At 61.2% G+C, this 17,423-nt stretch carries 11 protein-coding genes and 1 pseudogene; 5 read left to right on the top strand and 7 right to left on the bottom strand.

Features of this window, described 5'->3' with window-relative positions; all coding sequences use genetic code 11:
• Window positions 1-97: 97 nt before the first annotated feature.
• The 3 genes from B133_RS23340 to B133_RS0112390 all read right to left on the bottom strand — a co-directional run bounded on the left by B133_RS23340 (window position 98) and on the right by B133_RS0112390 (window position 4,664).
• Window positions 98-2,530 carry a glycosyltransferase gene (locus tag B133_RS23340; RefSeq protein ID WP_232423289.1) on the bottom strand — a complete coding sequence of 811 codons (2,433 nt, stop codon included), beginning with the start codon at window positions 2,528-2,530 and terminating at the stop codon, window positions 98-100.
• Window positions 2,517-3,668, bottom strand: a complete 1,152-nt coding sequence (locus B133_RS0112385; RefSeq protein WP_232423290.1) for a glycosyltransferase — start codon at window positions 3,666-3,668, stop codon at window positions 2,517-2,519. The genes B133_RS23340 and B133_RS0112385 overlap by 14 nt, the downstream gene beginning before the upstream one ends.
• A gap of 240 nt (window positions 3,669-3,908) precedes the next feature.
• Entirely contained in the window at window positions 3,909-4,664 is a 756-nt protein-coding gene (locus B133_RS0112390; protein WP_232423291.1) for a hypothetical protein, read from the bottom strand.
• Between the two features lie 557 nt (window positions 4,665-5,221).
• Between B133_RS0112390 and B133_RS22755 the strand changes: the two genes are divergently transcribed.
• Genes B133_RS22755 through B133_RS0112410 form a run of 3 tightly spaced genes read left to right on the top strand, consistent with a single transcriptional unit; the run spans window position 5,222 to window position 9,617 of the window.
• Window positions 5,222-6,832: a lipopolysaccharide biosynthesis protein gene (locus tag B133_RS22755; protein WP_255349244.1), complete on the top strand. Its 1,611-nt coding sequence runs from the start codon at window positions 5,222-5,224 to the stop codon at window positions 6,830-6,832.
• Window positions 6,829-7,608 carry a hypothetical protein gene (locus B133_RS0112405; RefSeq protein ID WP_018601513.1) on the top strand — a complete coding sequence of 260 codons (780 nt, stop codon included), beginning with the start codon at window positions 6,829-6,831 and terminating at the stop codon, window positions 7,606-7,608. Before B133_RS22755 ends, B133_RS0112405 begins: the two co-directional genes overlap by 4 nt.
• Window positions 7,605-9,617, top strand: a complete 2,013-nt coding sequence (locus B133_RS0112410; RefSeq protein ID WP_026256332.1) for an O-antigen ligase — start codon at window positions 7,605-7,607, stop codon at window positions 9,615-9,617. Before B133_RS0112405 ends, B133_RS0112410 begins: the two co-directional genes overlap by 4 nt.
• A 246-nt stretch (window positions 9,618-9,863) precedes the next feature.
• Here B133_RS0112410 and B133_RS0112415 read toward each other — a convergent pair whose 3' ends face one another.
• Both B133_RS0112415 and B133_RS0112420 read right to left on the bottom strand, forming a co-directional pair.
• The gene (locus tag B133_RS0112415) at window positions 9,864-11,126 is read right to left on the bottom strand and encodes a glycosyltransferase family 4 protein (protein ID WP_018601519.1); all 1,263 of its coding nucleotides are present in this window, start codon (window positions 11,124-11,126) and stop codon (window positions 9,864-9,866) included.
• Window positions 11,126-12,496, bottom strand: coding sequence for a sugar transferase (locus B133_RS0112420; protein ID WP_018601521.1), 1,371 nt, complete (start codon window positions 12,494-12,496; stop codon window positions 11,126-11,128). Before B133_RS0112420 ends, B133_RS0112415 begins: the two co-directional genes overlap by 1 nt.
• A gap of 1,385 nt (window positions 12,497-13,881) precedes the next feature.
• Between B133_RS0112420 and B133_RS24405 the strand changes: the two are divergent.
• Window positions 13,882-14,031 (top strand): annotated as a pseudogene (locus tag B133_RS24405) (IS21 family transposase); the annotation flags it as partial.
• Between the two features lie 340 nt (window positions 14,032-14,371).
• Window positions 14,372-14,926, top strand: a complete 555-nt coding sequence (gene rfbC, locus B133_RS0112440; RefSeq protein ID WP_018601525.1) for a dTDP-4-dehydrorhamnose 3,5-epimerase — start codon at window positions 14,372-14,374, stop codon at window positions 14,924-14,926.
• A gap of 88 nt (window positions 14,927-15,014) precedes the next feature.
• On the opposite strand, the gene B133_RS0112445 is transcribed toward rfbC, so the two are convergent.
• Together B133_RS0112445 and B133_RS0112450 are read right to left on the bottom strand one after the other, a co-directional pair.
• The gene (locus B133_RS0112445; RefSeq protein ID WP_018601527.1) at window positions 15,015-15,824 is read right to left on the bottom strand and encodes a sugar phosphate nucleotidyltransferase; all 810 of its coding nucleotides are present in this window, start codon (window positions 15,822-15,824) and stop codon (window positions 15,015-15,017) included.
• The gene (locus tag B133_RS0112450; protein ID WP_018601529.1) at window positions 15,821-17,107 is read right to left on the bottom strand and encodes a methyltransferase domain-containing protein; all 1,287 of its coding nucleotides are present in this window, start codon (window positions 17,105-17,107) and stop codon (window positions 15,821-15,823) included. The genes B133_RS0112445 and B133_RS0112450 overlap by 4 nt, the downstream gene beginning before the upstream one ends.
• Window positions 17,108-17,423: the final 316 nt, after the last annotated feature.

A 17,423-nucleotide genomic window follows, 5' to 3' on the forward strand; every position in this document is an offset into this window, starting at 1 on the left:
CCGCAGCCACACTCACACGCCCGCCCCGGTCACGATCCGACATAGCACTCAGGCTTGCCCTTCAGATCGGTTGGATGCGAGATTCCCTTTTCGGTCCTCACGTACGCAGTGGCAAACCCTCACGCAGCCTCGAGGCGACCTCGTCCCAGGAGGCTTCTGCTGTCAATGCGCGTGCTCCGGATTCCCCCAGTCGTTGCGCCAAGTCGGGTTGGGTTAGCAGACGCACGAGCGCATCGGCGAGGGCGTCGGCATCATCGGGTGCGACCAGCAACCCGGAAATCCCTTCGACCACCACAGTGGGGATATCGCCCACGCGAGTGGCGACCACTGGCCGAGCAAAGGTGTGCGCCAAATGCGCCACCCCGGACTGACTGCTGCGCTTATACGGCAGGACCACACACCTGGCCCGCGCGAAGTATGCGGAGACCTCTTCCACCGGGACGTATTCAGTGTGCAGGCTGACGCCGGCAAGTTCGGCGACGCGGGCGCGTAACGCCGGGGCATCGACGTCGGCACTCAATGCACCGACGATGGCCAGTTCTGCGGCGGGAACGCGTGCCCGCACCGTCGGCCAGGCATCGCACAGCGTATCGATCCCCTTGTAGGCCGTAATCGTGCCGAAGCACAGAGCCACCGGCCCGGTGGTGTCCACGCCGGCAATGGGAGTCGACGCGAAGATGCTTTCGTCACCGTGCGGTATGACATGGACCGGAGCGGTAATCGGCCAGGTCTCGATCAGCGTCTGCCTCGCCGATTCCCCCAACACGAAGGCCACGTCTAGGTCGGCGTAGGCCGGCGCCAGCGCACGGCTGGTCGCGCCGGAAGTCTTGTACATCCCGTTCTGGCCGGGTTGTTCGACCAGCGGGCGGGGCTCGTGCGCGACGATGCCCAGCACGGTTCTCGGAAGAACCTTCCGTACCAGCCGCACGCCCCAGCCGTCGACCGGAAATCGCCACGCCGACCACAGGACTACGTCGGGCCGAGTACGCACCAGGTAGCCAAGCAGGATCGCCCACGCTGCTGTGTGCTGACCCGCCCTAACTCCTCGACGAGCCCGGCGCCACCATTCCGGAACGTTGGCGCCGGCGGTGGGATGCCAGGTCGGTAGCAAGCTGCGTACTCGACAACCCGGCACCCGGGAATTCAGCTCCGGCGCGGGACCCGTGATCAGCTCGACCTCATCGCCGGCCTGCGCCAGTGCTTCACCCAGCTGGAGCGAGAACTGGAACAGCCCACCCGCGGGAGGAAACTCCACCAGCACGACTCTTCGCGACCGCGTCTGCGTCGTCACCGCACTCTTAGCCCCGACCGGCCCGATAACCTGCTCGTACACCGAACGCAAACGGTTCACCCATACCTCGGCGCTGAAACTACGCTCGTATTGCTCTCGGCCAGCCTGCCGCATGGCCGTCGACTCGGCCTCATCGGAGCGAAGCATTGTTGCCATCTTGGCGACGGCAGCGCTCAGGGCTGCTGGTTGACCGGGTTCAACCAGCAGCCCACAGCCCGGCCCGACGATATCCGGTATGCCTCCGACGTTCGTCGCAACGATCGGCCGGGCGGCAGCCAATGCCGAGATCAGTGACGTCGGCAGGGCGTCCTCCAAGGACGGCTGGATAACGAAGTCGCACGCTGAGAGCAAGTCGGAGACATCGGAACGGAAGCCCAGGATCCGAATCCGTTCCCGGAGCACGGAATCGCTGTCGATCGCGGAGCGGATGTCCGCCAACAGCGGCCCATCGCCGGCCAGGGCCACGACCAACGGCAGGTCGTCGGGCAACTGCCGAATCGCCTCAAGCAGGGCTGCGTGACCCTTCTCCGGGCGCATGAGGCTGACGCACAACGCCAACAAAGCACCCTCAGGCACCCTGATCTCCGCGCGGATCGATGCCCGATCGCGAGTGACCTGTGGTTCGACTACTCCGTTGGGCAGCACCGTGACCGGCGCATCACCGGCATAACGGCTGTACCAGCGGCGTTGCGCACTGGAGAGCGCGATCACCCGCCGCGACAGATGCCGGCGTGCGAAGACTCCGGCGGCGACGCGCAGCTGATGCGGCCTGGAGGTCGGAATATCGATAACGTGCAGAGTCGAGACCGCAGGCAGGTGCGCAAGGCGGGCCGCTGCCCCACCGACGATGTCGGCGTGCTTGAGATGAGTGTGCACAATGTCGACGCGCTCGTCGCGAAGTAACCTGGCCAGGGTGACCGCCGACGTCGGGTCATACCGCCCGGTGTGCATCTCGTAGACCGTCGCGCCGAGTTCCCGCAGTTGCGGAACCACGCGGTTGTCCACCTCCTCGCCCGATCGCGCATCAGACAGACCCACGACAACCAAACGAAGGCCCGCCGCCGGCGCCGCTCGAGCGAGTTCGACGAGCACCGCTTCCGCTCCGCCAGCGCCGAGGGAGTGGATGACATGGGCCACCGTAAGTTGACGGGGCGGCGTAGCGGACGTGACAATCTCCGGCTGGTCGTTGTGCTCCGGGCGGTAGCCCGGATCTTCGCTTTTCGCGCTAGGACCGGCCACTTCGCACCTCGTCATACAACAGTTCGAGCTGGTCAACCCAACCTCCGAAGGAGAACTTTTCGCGGATGCGGGCCTGGCCGGCCGCACCGTAGGCGGCCGCCAGAGCAGAGTTCCCCATGACGCTCAACAAGGCATCGGTCAGGGCGGGCACGTCCCGCACAGGCACCAACCGACCTGTTACACCGTCCACCACGATCTCCCGGGTACCGCCGGCGTCTGCCGCTACGACGGGGAGACCGCACGCACCAGCCTCGATCAGCGCCGTAGGCAAAGCCTCGTCAACCGAGGCCGACACAACCCCGTCTACGCTGCGGAGGATCTCTGGGATGTCCTCGCGAACACCCAGCAGTTGTATCGAAGCATCGAGACCAGCGGCCGTTATCGCACGTTCGACATCGGGCCGAGCCGGGCCGTCTCCGACGACCAAGAGCTTCGCGTCGGGGTAAGCGGCAACGACACCTGCCCAAGCCCGCACCAGGTCGGCGTGATTTTTATCCGGGCGCAGCGCGGCGATAACCGCCCACACCGGGCCGGTCGCCGAGCGTGGGTCCCGCTGGAGCGCGAACCGATCGAGGTCAACCCCGTTGGGAATCACCCGCCAAGTCTTCCGGGCCGGGCCATGCAGCCGTGCGTACTCCCGGTAACAATGTTCCGAAACAAGCACCAGCCGACCGAAGCGGGCCGGGATGCGCACCGACCATCGCTCCTTGAGCCACTCACCACGTCGCACGTGCCGTTGCGGGCTGATATGTAAAGTCGCGACAACGGGCTTGCCGGCCAAACGCGCCGCGAGCGGGACGAGGGTCGCCGAATAGCCCAGGTGAGCATGCACAACATCGACCGGTGCCCGGCGCAGCGTACGGACCAATCGGACGAAGCCCATTGGGTCGAGGAGTCGACGGACCGACAAATACGTCGGGTTCAAACCGGCTTCGCTGAGCCGGCGGACGATCGTCTCATTCCCCCGGCTTGCAGGCGCAAGGCTCGCGGCGGACACCTCCAAAGATTCCGGAGCGTGTTTGCCCAGTTCGACGACGAGATTCTCGGCGCCGCCGAAGCTGAAGGTATCTAGGATCATCAGCACACGAATCGAATCGGCTGGCCGCCCGCACTGACCGCCCGCAGCGGATGCCGACATTCGTGGTTCCTTCCAAATTGGCTCGGCCATACGCCACGCTCGGTTGGCTCCGCCACATCTTTATCTTTATGGACAAGCCTGGACCGTAGACATTGGCACTGGCCGACGAGCTTAACCTGATGGCAATGCGATTGAAGTAGCCGACATTAGCTGCCAGGCCAAAGGCTCGCCCAAGCTACACCGGGGAGAGCCTCAGCTGACAGTTCCAGTAGTTTGACGTCCGCGATACGGATCAAGCCGTCATTCCAGCACCTGTAGGCGATTCCAGGGAATCCCACGCATGCGGTCATAGTCCCACCGCAATCCTGCGTGCTCATAAGTACTCCCGATCGAGCCACCGCTAGCGGTCGGATCCAACTCGAAACTGACACTCAACGGCGCTCCTCCCGCATCGACGACGTAGGCGCCATAAACCTGCAACGCCCGCGCCACCGTCCGCTCCGCAGACGTCAAGTTCAACGCATTCAGATCCACCGCCGGATCCAGCCGCAACCGCGCCCCCTCCGGAATACAATCCGATCGCGTGGACTGACCGTCAGTCTTAATCGCCGGCGCACGGAAAACCCGTGCACACACGTTGTCACTCTGAAGCGCCAACGCATGCGGAATGACCCCTTCCTGAATCTCGGCGACCCGGATCACCCCAGCCAACCGCGACGCACCCGACCCGGTGCTCGACCCACCCCAACCCGACCCATCCAGATCGTTGACCGCACCCCAACTCGCCGTCCATTGACTACCGGACCGCTCGGCCCGCCAGAACTCGAACACCTTGCGGGTCGACTCATCGATGATCACCATCGCCCCGTCGGACCCCGTGTTCGGAGCCGCACCATCCGGAATCGGCACCTGATAACCGTCAAACGGGCACCGCCCCCACGACGTGATCGTGCACCGCACCGTATACCGCGGAGTCTCCACCGTTGCCCGATAAATCGGAACGCCATAAGCGACCAGACCGGCGGCCATGCCATCCCGAGAGACCCACTCAATCATCGCCGCACTGTTCGGGTCCAGCGGGGCCCCTTCGGGAATTCTCGTGCGCCACGGGCTATCCACGGCAAACGCCTCGAACAGTGCATGAGCGGACGGACTGGCGCAGCCCAGCATTCCCACCACAAACAGACCGGCCATGGCCAACCGGCCGAACCTCCGCGGCCGGCGGGCATTGCGACACGAATCTGCGGCACACGTGGATCCAACGACGCCGGTCAATGTCGTATCCCTTCCCACGCCGCCGAGCAAATATGCGGGCATTCAACTCCGAGACCAAAGGCTACCTACCGTATCGCGGCAGCGTCCAACGGTGACCCGTCGAATATCGGTCGCATAGACGTCTGCAGCAACCACCTAACCCGCAATTGCCCAGTTCACCGCACCGCTGGTCAACGAGGCCAGTGACCTAGTCAACACACGGAGTGATTGCTGGTCGGAGTGGGTTACAGTTTGCCAATGAATCCGGGTGCGGACATTCAGCTGCAGCGAATCGGCGTGCGCGCCGTCGTTCCACGCTGGCAAGCCGGACCCGCCGATGCGAACGCCGCTGATTAACTGTGAGATTGCGAACACTGATTCAACGGTGCCGGCCTGCACGAGATGCGCCGGACCGCAACAGTTTCACTGAGGACGATTGCAACCACGCAGACGGGTGTACACAGCAGCCACACCCTGCGTTCGATCATACGAACCCGCCGCCAACGGGGCGCCAGGTCGCATGGAATTACCTGGTCTACGGCCTGAGCAAAAGCTCGTCGTTGATCATGACAGTTATCGTCGCGCGCCTACTCACACCCGCTGACTTCGGATTGTTTGCCATGGCGCTCCTGGTGGTCAACCTGTTCGATTATGTCAGGGATCTCGGCGTCGGTGCCGCACTGGTGCAGAGTCCGAAAAACTGGAATCGCATTGCACCAACGGGTCTGACGCTCACGTTGGTCTTCGGTGTCGTTGCCAGCGTCGCGATCGTGAGCATGGCTGGGTTGATTGCAGACGCCCTGCACCATCCCGATCTGACACCGATGATTCGTGCCCTCGCCATCGCGTTGATGATCTCGGCGCTCAGCACGATTCCAGCCGCCTACCTACGGCGGGCCTTGGACTTTCGCCGCCGAATTCTGCCGGAGGCGCTCGGTGCCGCCACACGGGCGGTCCTAACTGTCGTGTTAGCCATCAACGGGCTCGGTGTATGGAGCCTGATATATGGCCAGCTCGCTGCTGCCATCGTCATGACCACGTTGTACTGGTGGGTTGCACGAACAGCCGTCCGGATCGAGTTCGACAGGAGCGAAGCGGTCGCACTGATTCGCTTCGGACTCCCCGTGAGCGCAGTCACACTGCTCGCTTTCGCGATATATAACGTCGATTATCTGGCCATCGGCTTGCGCCTGGGTGACGAAGAGCTGGGCCTGTACACAGTTGCGTACAGACTGCCAGAACTGCTGGTGCTCAATCTCTGCGTTGTGATCAGCGAGGTGCTGTTCAGCTCCCTGTCGCGACTACAACACGACCGAGCGGCGGTTGCACAGCATTACCTTCAGGTCCTGACCGTGGTTGTTGCCCTTACCGCGCCGATCAGCGTCGCATTGGCCGCCGCCGCACCAGCCGTCATAGGGACCTTGTTCGGGCCGACATACAGCAGTGCTGCACCGGTGCTTGCGGTGCTTGCGCTATATACCCTGATCTACTCGGCGTCATTTCATTCCGGAGATGTGTACAAAGCCTTGAGACGACCGACGACGCTCACCGCTATCGAAGTGGTAAAGCTCGCCACCATGGTCGTTCCTATCTGGTGGGCAGCAGGACACGGAATTGTGATGGTTGCATTTGTACTGCTGACGATCGAGATCGTGCACTTCGTGGCCCGAATGTGGGTGCTGGGCCCAGTCGCCGGGTTGCCTTTGCGCGAAACGTTGAGGGCGGTCTCGCGTCCGACCCCGGCCGCTGCGGTTATGGGAGCGGTTATGGTTGTCGTCGGAAAATCGACGAGTTCGCTAACCGCCCCTGCAGCACTCGTTGTCATGGTTTTGGCTGGATTGCCGACCTACATTCTTGCGCTACGGGTCACCGCGCCTGAGCTCGTCCGCGCGGGGCTGGCTGCCGCGCGGTCGGTGAGCCGCCGGTCCCAGGCAGTGAGCGCGCGAAGCTCGAAAGGAAAATTGGTGTGAACAGAACCCGAGCCTGGCTGGTTGTAGTACTGCTGGCTGCTTTTGGCCTGTCGACTGGGGTCGCTATCGCCTATGTATTCACAGGCCGCTCAGAGCAGTTCACAGCTCAGGCGACGCTGGCCATGCTTCCCGCGGCGGATATTCCAGTTGAGGAGATACCCAGCTTCTGGGAGGTGCTCAATCGCGGTCAAGCGACCAGATCGGCCGCGATCGTACTGGAAGACAACCGTTGGCTCGCTTCCGCGGCGGAATCCTCGCAGGTGCCAATCTCCAGCCTCACTCTTAAGGCCGGAGTCATACCCGACACGACGCTGATCACGGTCACCATGCGGGCAAGCTCACCGAGCGTAGCTGAGCGGGCGCTGGACTCCGTACTGACCGACGCTATCGGGTTTGCCGCGTCGGTATCGGGCCCGTTCAGGCTGGAAATCGTCGGCTCGCCGCACGGCAGCGCTCGATCGGCGGGAACTGGCTCCGCCAAGATGTTCGGCGCGTTAGGGCTAGCGGGGCTGTTGGTTGGAGCGGGCGCCGGGTCGCTTGTCAGCCGGTCAACACGCAGAGGACCGGCACACCGTGCACCTGGTGATCCCGGGAACCGAGCTTCGGGCAAGAAGCACCGGTATAGGGAGAGCGCATCGGCCGTCTCGCCCGTCGACTGGAACGTGGCCGACACGCAAACCGCCGCGGCGACCCTTGACACCCGACACAACCACAGCGCCGAAAAGATGATCGCCGGCGATGACGCCCCCGCGACAATCGAGATCCCGTTGCGGTGACTGCAGTTGGACGTTCACTGACGGGACGCGGCGCGGCTATTGGCCTCATCGGCGCGGGATTGGCAGTCGTGAGCTTAGCCGTGCTTGGGCCGAAGCCGATGATCATCGCAGTCGGTTTACCCGCCGCTATCGCCGCTGCCCTGTATGCGGCGCGGCGTCCGCAAGTCATGCTCGTCGCGATGGTCGTCATTGAAGTGACGAATCTTGCTGGGGTGGTAGCCACGCACAGTTCCGTTCCCGTCTTCCACGCGTCCCTCGGCCTGGGATTGTTGACCGTGGTTCTTGCTCTTCGCGACCCACAGATGCGGGGGCGCCTAAACCGGGGAACGGTCATCTGCGCCGGGCTTATCGCCTGTTATCTGGCCACGCAACTGCTGGCCACCTTCAAGAGTCTTGACGCCGATCGCTCAATGGCCATGATGACCCACTACGTCATGGACTGCGTGTTTCTCTTCGTTCTGTTGGTTCTGGCGCAACTGAGCGGTAAGCCGTGGGCGGTCGCTGCAGCTGTCGTGGTGCCGCTGGCGGTGTTGTCAGTTCTCACCCTGATCAACCAAGTGGTTTTTGGAGGCACCCAGCCGTTCGGTGGCTTCGCGAACGTCACGGAGCAATCAGGCGAACTCGTCACAACGTTGAGGTACGGTGGGCCGCTTTACGACCCCAACTTCTGGGGTCGGCATCTGATCTTAGGTCTACCGCTGGCTGGCGCCCTCATCGTCCGCGCAGTTCAGTCGGGGCGTCGGATGGCGGTACTGGGATGGTCGGTGTCGATGCTTGCGCTGCTGGCCGGCGTGTACCTCACCCAGTCACGCGGCACGTTCCTCGCCACAGCGATGGTGTTCCTGGTCTGGGCGGTAGCAAGCGGTCCAGTTGCGCGGCGCCGGGCGCTCATGGCCGTACCGCTGGTCGCCTTGGTATTTCTGGTGCCGGGGATAGGCGACCGATTGTCCGCATTGGTCGCCGACGTATCAGATTCGGGACAGCAGTACGGCCTAGATACGTCGGTGCACGACCGGACAGCAGCACAAGAGATGGCCTGGGATATGTTTCGGGACAGGCCGGTGTTCGGGCTTGGGCCCGATCTCTTCGCACCGTCGGTACCGAAGTATGCGGGCTTCGTCAATACGGCTGTCCTTGATTTTGAACGAGGCCCCACGGCCGCACACAACCTATACCTCCAGCTCGCTGCTGAAAGCGGAATCGTCGGTCTACTGGGATGGCTGATTTTCGTCGGAGGCTTTATTGGCTACATCGCGTTCCGCGTAACCCGGCTTTCGGCCGTACGGAATCTGGCCGATCGATCGCTCGCAGCCGCAACGCTGGCAGCCCTCATCGGCTGGTCAGTTGCGAGTGTGTTCCTGCATTTGTCCTATTTCCGGACGTTCGCGGTCCTACTCGCCCTGGCGGGATCGTTGGCGTCGACGACGACTGACGATTGCGGTGCCAGCCCCGACTGGCGGCGAAGGTTATCGGCGCTAACGCTTGGCGTTTTCCTCGGTGCCGCCACCACAGCCACTGTCGTCTATGCATCGTCCACCGAGGTACACACAGCAAGTCAAAGTGTCACGTTATTACCTTCGGGCAAAATAGGGTGGCGTTACGCTTACGCGCTCGACGTCAGAAGCCGGGAAGTGCTGCTTCCAACCTATGCGGTTATTGCCGGATTTGACATGCCCGGAATAAAAACCTTTGCGGACACCGTTCGCGGCCTCATTACGGTGAGTGCGACGGACGCCGACTCAGATCGCGCACGGGCCAGTTTGGATAGAGCGTTGGCAAATGGGAGCGAGCGTTGGGCAGGTCTCGATACACAATCCGCGTACCGAATCGTACCCGTCGACAGTGTAAAAGAAACAACAAGCACAAATAGATCAACCCGTTGGACAGCCATCGGGGTGATCGCCGGAGTGATCGTGGCCGCTGTGACTGCTCAATCACTGCGACGTCGATCGACGGATAGCTTAGACTCCCACGCCGGTTCCGCAGTTAGTGATCACGCAATAAATTGAAAGCTGCCATCGACTAGCGGAATGTCGATCGATAATCGTTCAGCTGGTTGGGCAACGGCGGACATGTGTCGGCTCCGGTCGAATATTGGATAGTTTCTTTCGGAGCTACCGCCATCGCCCCGAGTTGGAGTTCGGCATCAGATCAGACAATCGGCGCTGATCGCTCTCGATATACGACGCTAGTGCGTCGCATCGACTTGCCGCGACACCGACGTGCCATCCATTTATTCACGTATTCACGCCGATTCAGCCGAGACCGAAAATACGATCATACGCAGCAAATACTACATTTTTCGAATACGTCTGTTCGAAATGCTCCGATGCCGCCATAGATACCATAGAGTTGTACTTCGGTGACGTAAGTCGACCGAGCTGCTCGACCCATTCGTCGGTGTCATCGGCCAAACAGACACCATTCTCAATTCCCGCGAGCACGCCCCTGGCCCCGATCGTGGTTGAGACCACTGGCAAACCTCGGCCAAGAGATTCGAGTATCTTGATCTTTACCCCCGATCCAAAGCGCATCGGGTTCAGAATCGCTGCGCTTTGGGCCATCAAGGTATCGAGGTCTGGTACGTATCCCTCTAACGATATCGAGCCGCTACCGAAACTGGCTATAGCCGCGAGCAATTCTGGTTGCGGCTCGCGACCTACCACCCGAAGCCGCGCATTTGGAATTCGGCTGAGAACCTTCGGCCACGTGTCACATATAAAGGATCGTAGTCCTTCATCGTTGTGAGGCGCCGACAGGAGCCCCAGAAAGAGGAACTCCGGCGAACCTTGGAAGTTACGACTAACGGTTGTCGGTTCCTTGATGAGCGGCGGAATGGTCGAAATACGCCCCTCGCCCACCGCAGCCCTCTTCTGCAATAGTTCCGTCTCATAGTGATTGACCAATAGACACTGATCCACCGACCGTGCCGTGCGATCCTCGCTGCGCGCGATGAGGCGTTTCTCCGCCGTGAGGAGGACTCTTTGGGGAATGCGATTCTGGGAAAGGAAACGCAGTTTGGCCGGTACGTGTTTGGCGAAGTTTGCCAGGGGCTTGATCGTCACGCTTCTATCGGTCTTGCTGGCCTCCAGCATCGTTGCGTATCGTTCCGAAAATAGATCGTCGATGTAGCAGATACGCGTCGGCCCCGGCGCATTGTCAGCGTACTGGGCCGCACGAACCGTGTCGTAAAGCTCGATCTGCGGATCGATCTCCCGAAGGCTTCGCTGCACGGCTTGCTCGGTGCCTCGGGACCATAGCAGGGATTCCTGAATACTCGAGCGACCGACCAGAGTGCGAGTAGCCACATTTCGGCAGGCTTGTGCCGCGGACGGACCCTTGAAAGACCGCAGATTCACACCGAAATCGCCGTGCGCCCGATTTGCCACGAGCAGGTAGTGCACCCTCTGGGGGCACAAACGCGTCGTGAAATAGTCGATGAGTCCCCCAAGAACCACTTTCTTTCCGTCGTCAGCAGGGTACGGATTCACCGCACTGACGATGGCGACCTCTGTCATCAGTAGGCACCCGAGCCTCTGACCACCGCGCTGAGCGTGCTCATCGCGATGACCAGGTCGTTAATCATCGACCAGTTCTCCACATAGGAGAGATCCAGCCGGACCGAGTCCTCCCACGACAGGTCGGAGCGGCCACTGACCTGCCATAACCCGGTAATGCCAGGACGTACGAGCAGTCTCCGACGGACCTGGTGGTCATAAGACTCGACCTCACTAGGGAGCGGCGGTCTCGGCCCGACCACGCTCATCTCGCCCCGCAGCACATTGATGAACTGCGGCAACTCGTCGATGCTGTATTTGCGAAGGAACCTGCCGACCGGAGTGACTCGGGGATCCGCCCGGATCTTGAAAAGCACGCCGCCACCCTCGTTTAGATGGGCCACGTCAGCCACCCGTTTGTCGGCGTCGACAATCATGCTGCGGAACTTGATCATCCGAAACGGTCGACCATCCAGACCGACACGTTCCGCAACGTAGAACACCGGCCCCTTACTTGAGAGCTTCACGGCCAGCGCAGCAGCAATCATTATCGGCGCGGCTGCCAGCAGAACAATCAGCGAGAAGCACACGTCGAATGCACGCTTCTGGAACTGCTTGGCGCCGTTGTATTGTGGTTTGTCCACGTGGATAAGGGCCAACCCGCCGACGGGCCGAACGGTCAACCGTGGGCCAGCGACATCGACCATCCCGGGTGACACTACGAGGTCGACGTTCAGCTTCTCCAATTGCCAAGACAGATCGCGAATTTCATCGGGACTCAGGTGCCCTGAAGTCAGCATGACCGTATCGGCGAGCGACTCGACGACTGCGCGGGTGATGTCCCCGTCGTAGGGGTACACCTGGACGGAGTCCGAACCGATGTGCAACGAGTCGTGCAGTGCCATCCCCGGGCCGCACACCCCCACGACTGTGTATCCGTCGGCAGGGCATCGCGCGAGTGACCGGGTAAGCGCCCGCACCGAGTCCGGTTGACCGACGGCGAGCACCGTGTTCATGAACTCACCACCGACGCGGCGGCGCGCGACATACTTCCGTGTCAGCCAGCGGTTCATGGTCAGCGCCACGAGGCCAATCGGGAACGCCAAGGCGAGATACCCACGCGCGATGTCGATCTTGAACACAGCAGAGATGACGGCAATGGCACCCAACAGGCACAAAGTCGCAGCCCACACCCGGCGGTACTCATCCAAACCTTGTCCCAAAACACGTGGCGAACGAGTCTTGTAGATTGCCAAGACCGCGGCCCAGACCGCGACAAGCGACGCGGAGACCAGGGAGTAGTCGATCTGAGTGTGTCCGCTAAGGCCAATATCGTTGACGTCACCGAAACGTAACCACTGCGCGAGCGCAACGGCCAACGTTACGACCACAGCATCCGAGAACCACAATGACCGTCGGTACTGATCCCGCCAGGATCTGCATTGGAGTGGACGATCCTTTGTCGCCAATCCCGCCGGCTGTTGAGGCACAAGGTCAGCAACTGACATTCCGCCAGAACCTTTCACCATGTCCAGCCCCGGCGATACGAGAGGCACGTGTGTAGTAAGCCGTTACGAACGGCATCCAGATCCCGACAATCCGGCTGAAGATCACCGAATAGCCGAGCGAGTTGCGGCCAGTCTGCGTGTTCTGCAGGAAGTGGGCGTTCCGGTTGCGCCTCTCAGGCTGCTGCCCCGGCAAAGTTGTCCCGCCAGCGAGCGCGCTGATTGCTGTCATGACACGAGCTCTGTCTGCTTCGGCGGGCCAGCAAGTGTTCGTTCGCAGACGTGCGTTACAGAATTCACCATCACCGTGTGCTCTCTTGAAGGCTTGGCCAGATCAGTACCGAGAGCGCGAACCTGCTAGCCGAAGAGTGCCTGGCGTGGGTGCCATCCGTAGCATGAAAGAGCCTTCCTTCACTGGGAGGTTGAGAAGAGCAGGGGGTGGGGTCGGTTTGGTCGCAGTCCCCATCTCCTGCTTTTAATGGACGAATCGCTCGTCGTTATCGCGTGTGTGCTCAGGTCGGCCACCGTGGCAACGTCGTTCTGCAAACAGATCTCGTCGTAGCCGACTTGCACGTAGAGCGGTTAAGCAATATTCACCAGGTGAGCCGTGACCATCCTGTCGGATCGACAACATACGCCTTCATAGCTGGACCACAGCAAACACAAGACAGTACGTTCAGGCGCGGCGCGTCAGCATTGACCAGCAATTCACCCACTCCCTCGCTTGTTGCTCTGCATGCGCGCCGTTGCGTGATCCGGCCTCTCACCTAGGGAGACGCCATCAAACGCTGCTGGACCATCCCCAGGCAGCTTGGACTTTCAATCACCCCCGCATGGGCAGTCGCCAACAGGCGTTGCGCACTAAACTTGTCACAATCGTACAGGTTTCGCAACTCTTAGATCGATATTGACGAGGCGGTATGAATCCGTGTTAACCAGGTAATTCCATCGGCAATGACACATACTGACGTGATTACAGCTACCTTGCATCGACACTGTGGAAAGTTCTGGCCAAGATGGATCCGAGGCAGTAGAGTTCTCGCCTCTCGCATGCGCGCTCCTACCACTCCAGCCGCGGCTCCTGATGATCGTGTCGCGTCGTCGGTAGTGGGGTTGGCAGCTCAGCGGTGTCGCCGTCGGTCATCGGTTTCGGTGTCCGCCAGCAATCAACCAGCTCCGGAAACCAGGCACTGCCCCGGCGTTCCGAAATGACATTGCCAGGCATCGGTCGAACAATGGACGCCGCCTGCACATAGACGCGGTGCGGCACAGTCGACCGGCTCTCATGTGTGCGGTACGCCTCGGCCCGTTATTCGCTGCCCACCCGGCTGATCGGCACTACCGTGGCGTTGGCCATCGACCACGGTGCCCTATTCATCGTTGAACCGGCCACGGGGACGATTGTGACCGAACACGAACTGCGCCGTGCGGTGGCGCTCGTGGATCTTCCTATGGCACAGATCCATTCACCGGAAACCTATCGGATCACCGACACCACCACCGGAGGTGTTCGTAGAACCAAAATTGTTGCCGCCATTGCCCGCTGACCTCGATGCCGCACTGCGCAGGCTGCGGTTGGCCACTGTGCGCCGCACCGCACCTGAAGTCCTGACCGTAGCCCAAGGACCCGACGCTGGACTCCCCCACAACGCTGCTCGTTCGCTTGTCGGCTCTCCGCGGTACGGACGCTCGCTCACGTCAAGAACACGGTGCAATCAGCTGTCCCCGCACCTCAGCAGACGCTCATGGCACGATAACCTCATGCGCGTCGAACGGACCGACCTCGCCGATGTCATTGTGCTGATTCCGGAGCTCTTCCGCGACGAACGGGGGTTCTTCACCCGAACGTTCGACGCTGCCGTCTTCGACGAATTCGTGGGCGTCCCAGGAACTTCCACGACGTTTATCCAGGACTCCCAGTCCAGGTCGACCCGCGGCGTGGTCCGGGGCATGCATGGCCGGGCCGGACGCGGTGAGGCGAAGCTGGTCAGGTGCGCCCACGGCGCGGTTCACGACGTTTTGGTCGACATCAGGCCGGATTCGCCGACGTTCGGTGCGCAGCAGGCCTTTACGCTCGACGACAACGAATTCCACCATCTGTACGTCCCGCCGGGATTTCTGCACGGCTTTCAAGCGATCTCCGCGACGGCAGACGTCTGCTATCGGATCGATCGTCCGCACAATCCGAGCGAAGATATCGGAGTGGCCTACGACGACCCCGATCTGGCAATCGCCTGGCCGCTGCCCGTGACGATGGTGTCGGCCCGCGACGCCTCCGCAGCCAGTTGGCGGGAACTGCTCACGCACTTGCCGTGATCCTGCGCATCGACTCGTCCAGGCGGCTCTCCTCGCACAGCCGCTGCAGACGGGGGCTGACCACCGGAGATGTGGTGAACCTGCAACCTCACTGCGGCGCTGGGCTACCCGCGAGCGTGTCGACGTCGCGTTCCCAAACTGCCCAGGGCCGATCGCCCTGCTGATACCCGATGTCGAGTTCGGCACGCTCCTTGAAAGTATCTGCCGGCTTCCAAAATCCACCATGCTTGTAACCGAACAGCCTGCCCTGGCCAGCCAACGTTCCACACGCGTCGGCGACAAGGTCACCGCCTTCGGGGATGAGATCGAATACCTCTTGAGTGAGGACGAAGTAGCCGCCGTTCACCCATACAGAGAGATCGGAGGCGGGGATGATGTCCTTAACCTCACCTGCTTCGCTGACCTCGACGCAGTGAAAGGACTGCTGGGGCGAGACGAGCATCATCGACGCCACGGCGCCCGATTGATGGAACTTGTCGATAACGTCGTCGAGCGGGGCATCGGTCAGGACATCGGCGTAATTGGCCAGGAAGTACTCGTCACCCTGAATGTGCTTGCGTACCCGCCTGAGTCGTTCGCCGATGGCAGATTCCAAGCCGGTGTCGACGAACGTGATGGACCAGTCGCTGATATCGCTGTGCAACAGTTCGACCTGCCCATTGCGCATGACGAAATCGTTGGACGCGGTCTCCTGATAGGACAGGAAGTAGTCCTTGATGTGGGATGCGCCGTAACCCAGGCACAGGATGAAGTCCGTGTGTCCGTAGTGGGCGTAGTACCGCATCACATGCCAGATCAGCGGGCGGGGTCCCACCATCTGCATTGGCTTCGGGATATCGTCGGTCGAATTGGTGCGCATCCGCATGCCGTATCCGCCGCAGAACAGAACCACCTTCATATTGACTGTCCTCCAATGTCTTCGGAGTTCGATGTGTGCAATTCCGGGAGTGGAAAGACGAGTTGTCCACCCCACTCCCCGATATAGGCGAGTTGCTCAGTCAACTCCGCTTCGAGGTTCCACGGCAACGCAAGCACGACGTCTGGCCGATCTTTGGCGATCATCTCCGGAGCGTGGATCGGAATCCGGGTCCCCGGGGTGTAGCGGCCGTGCTTGTAAGGGTTGCGGTCCACGGTGTATTCGAGCAGGTCGGACCGAATACCGCAGTAGTTCAGCAGGGTATTGCCCTTGCCCGGTGCACCGTAACCGACGACTTTCTTCCCGGAGGCCTTGCAGTCCAACAGGAATCGCAACAGATCGTGGCGAATCTTCGCCGTTCGGGCGTGCAGCTGAAGGTAGCCGTCGACATGATGGAGCCCGGCTTCTTCTTCGGCTCGTAACGCCTCGGCCACCCGCTCGGAGGGTTTTCCAGCAGCCTCGGACGGCCGTGCCCATAGCCGCAATGACCCTCCGTGCGTCGCGAGCAACTCGACGTCGACGACGATCAGCCCTCCGGAAGCCAGCGCACGGATGGCCGAAAGCACCGTGTAGTACTGGAAATGCTCGTGATAGATAGAGTCGAATTGGCCAAGTGTCACCAGGTTCAACGCGTGATGCACCTCGATACTCAGCCAGCCGTCGTCGGCCATCAAGCCACGCAGTGACCGGGTAAACCCCACGAGGTCCGGGATGTGGGCGTAGACATTATTGGCAATCACAAGGTTCGCCGGACCGTGGTCGGCACTCACGCGCTGCGCCAACTCCTCATCGAGGAATGCGGTTATGGTGGGCACTCCACGCTGGCGGGCGGCCGCACCGACATTGACCGAGGGTTCGATCCCCAGGCAGGGGATGCCTTCCGCCACGGTGTGCTGAAGAAGGTAGCCGTCGTTACTAGCGACTTCGATGACCAACGAGTTGTTGTCGAGTCCCAGATTTTCGATGACCCCGTGGACGAAGTCCCTGGAATGCTGCACCCAGCTATCGGAGTACGACGAGAAGTACGCGTATTCGGTGAAGGTGTCCTCGGGAGTGATCAACGCCGGGATCTGCAGCAACATGCAGTCTTCGCACAGCCTCAGATGCAGCGGGTAGGTCACCTCGGGGAGATCAAGCTCGGCGACTGCGAGGAACTTCTCACAAGGCGGAGTGGCACCCAGATCGAGGACGCTGACCAGGCGGGTCGAACCACACAACCGGCACACAACCGAATCGGATTCAGGCGTTGCAATCCGCATTTCCATTGACCCCACCGGCGAATTGCTCATGGCGCTAAGGCTACTTTCGTTTGCTGAGATGCACTCTAGTTAACACACTATCAGCTAAATCGAGATCGGCAACCACGCTCGCTGAGTTCAACCTCTCCATCAGGCACCTTCAACCTATCTACCAGGCATCTTTAGTGTCATTAGCAACAAAAATGCAAGTACGACCGCAGGCACCCATCGATACGACCGCAAAGCCACGGCCTCAAACCTACACATCGAGCGCCTCTCTTCAGCACCGCAGATAAAGTGTGCTGGATATGACCAGCCTTGGGCTGGATTCCATGGAGACCGT

It is taken from the genome of Mycobacterium sp. 155 (assembly GCF_000373905.1).
Lineage (GTDB): Bacteria > Actinomycetota > Actinomycetes > Mycobacteriales > Mycobacteriaceae > Mycobacterium.

Coding starts and splice junctions, on each gene's coding strand:
- B133_RS0112385 (WP_232423290.1), bottom strand. CDS start 3,668: ATGTCGGCATCCGCTGCGGGCGGTCAGTGCGGGCGGCCAGCCGATTCG.
- B133_RS0112390 (WP_232423291.1), bottom strand. CDS start 4,664: ATGATTGAGTGGGTCTCTCGGGATGGCATGGCCGCCGGTCTGGTCGCT.
- B133_RS0112415 (WP_018601519.1), bottom strand. CDS start 11,126: ATGACAGAGGTCGCCATCGTCAGTGCGGTGAATCCGTACCCTGCTGAC.
- rfbC (WP_018601525.1), top strand. CDS start 14,372: ATGCGCGTCGAACGGACCGACCTCGCCGATGTCATTGTGCTGATTCCG.
- B133_RS0112445 (WP_018601527.1), bottom strand. CDS start 15,824: ATGAAGGTGGTTCTGTTCTGCGGCGGATACGGCATGCGGATGCGCACC.
- B133_RS0112450 (WP_018601529.1), bottom strand. CDS start 17,107: ATGGAAATGCGGATTGCAACGCCTGAATCCGATTCGGTTGTGTGCCGG.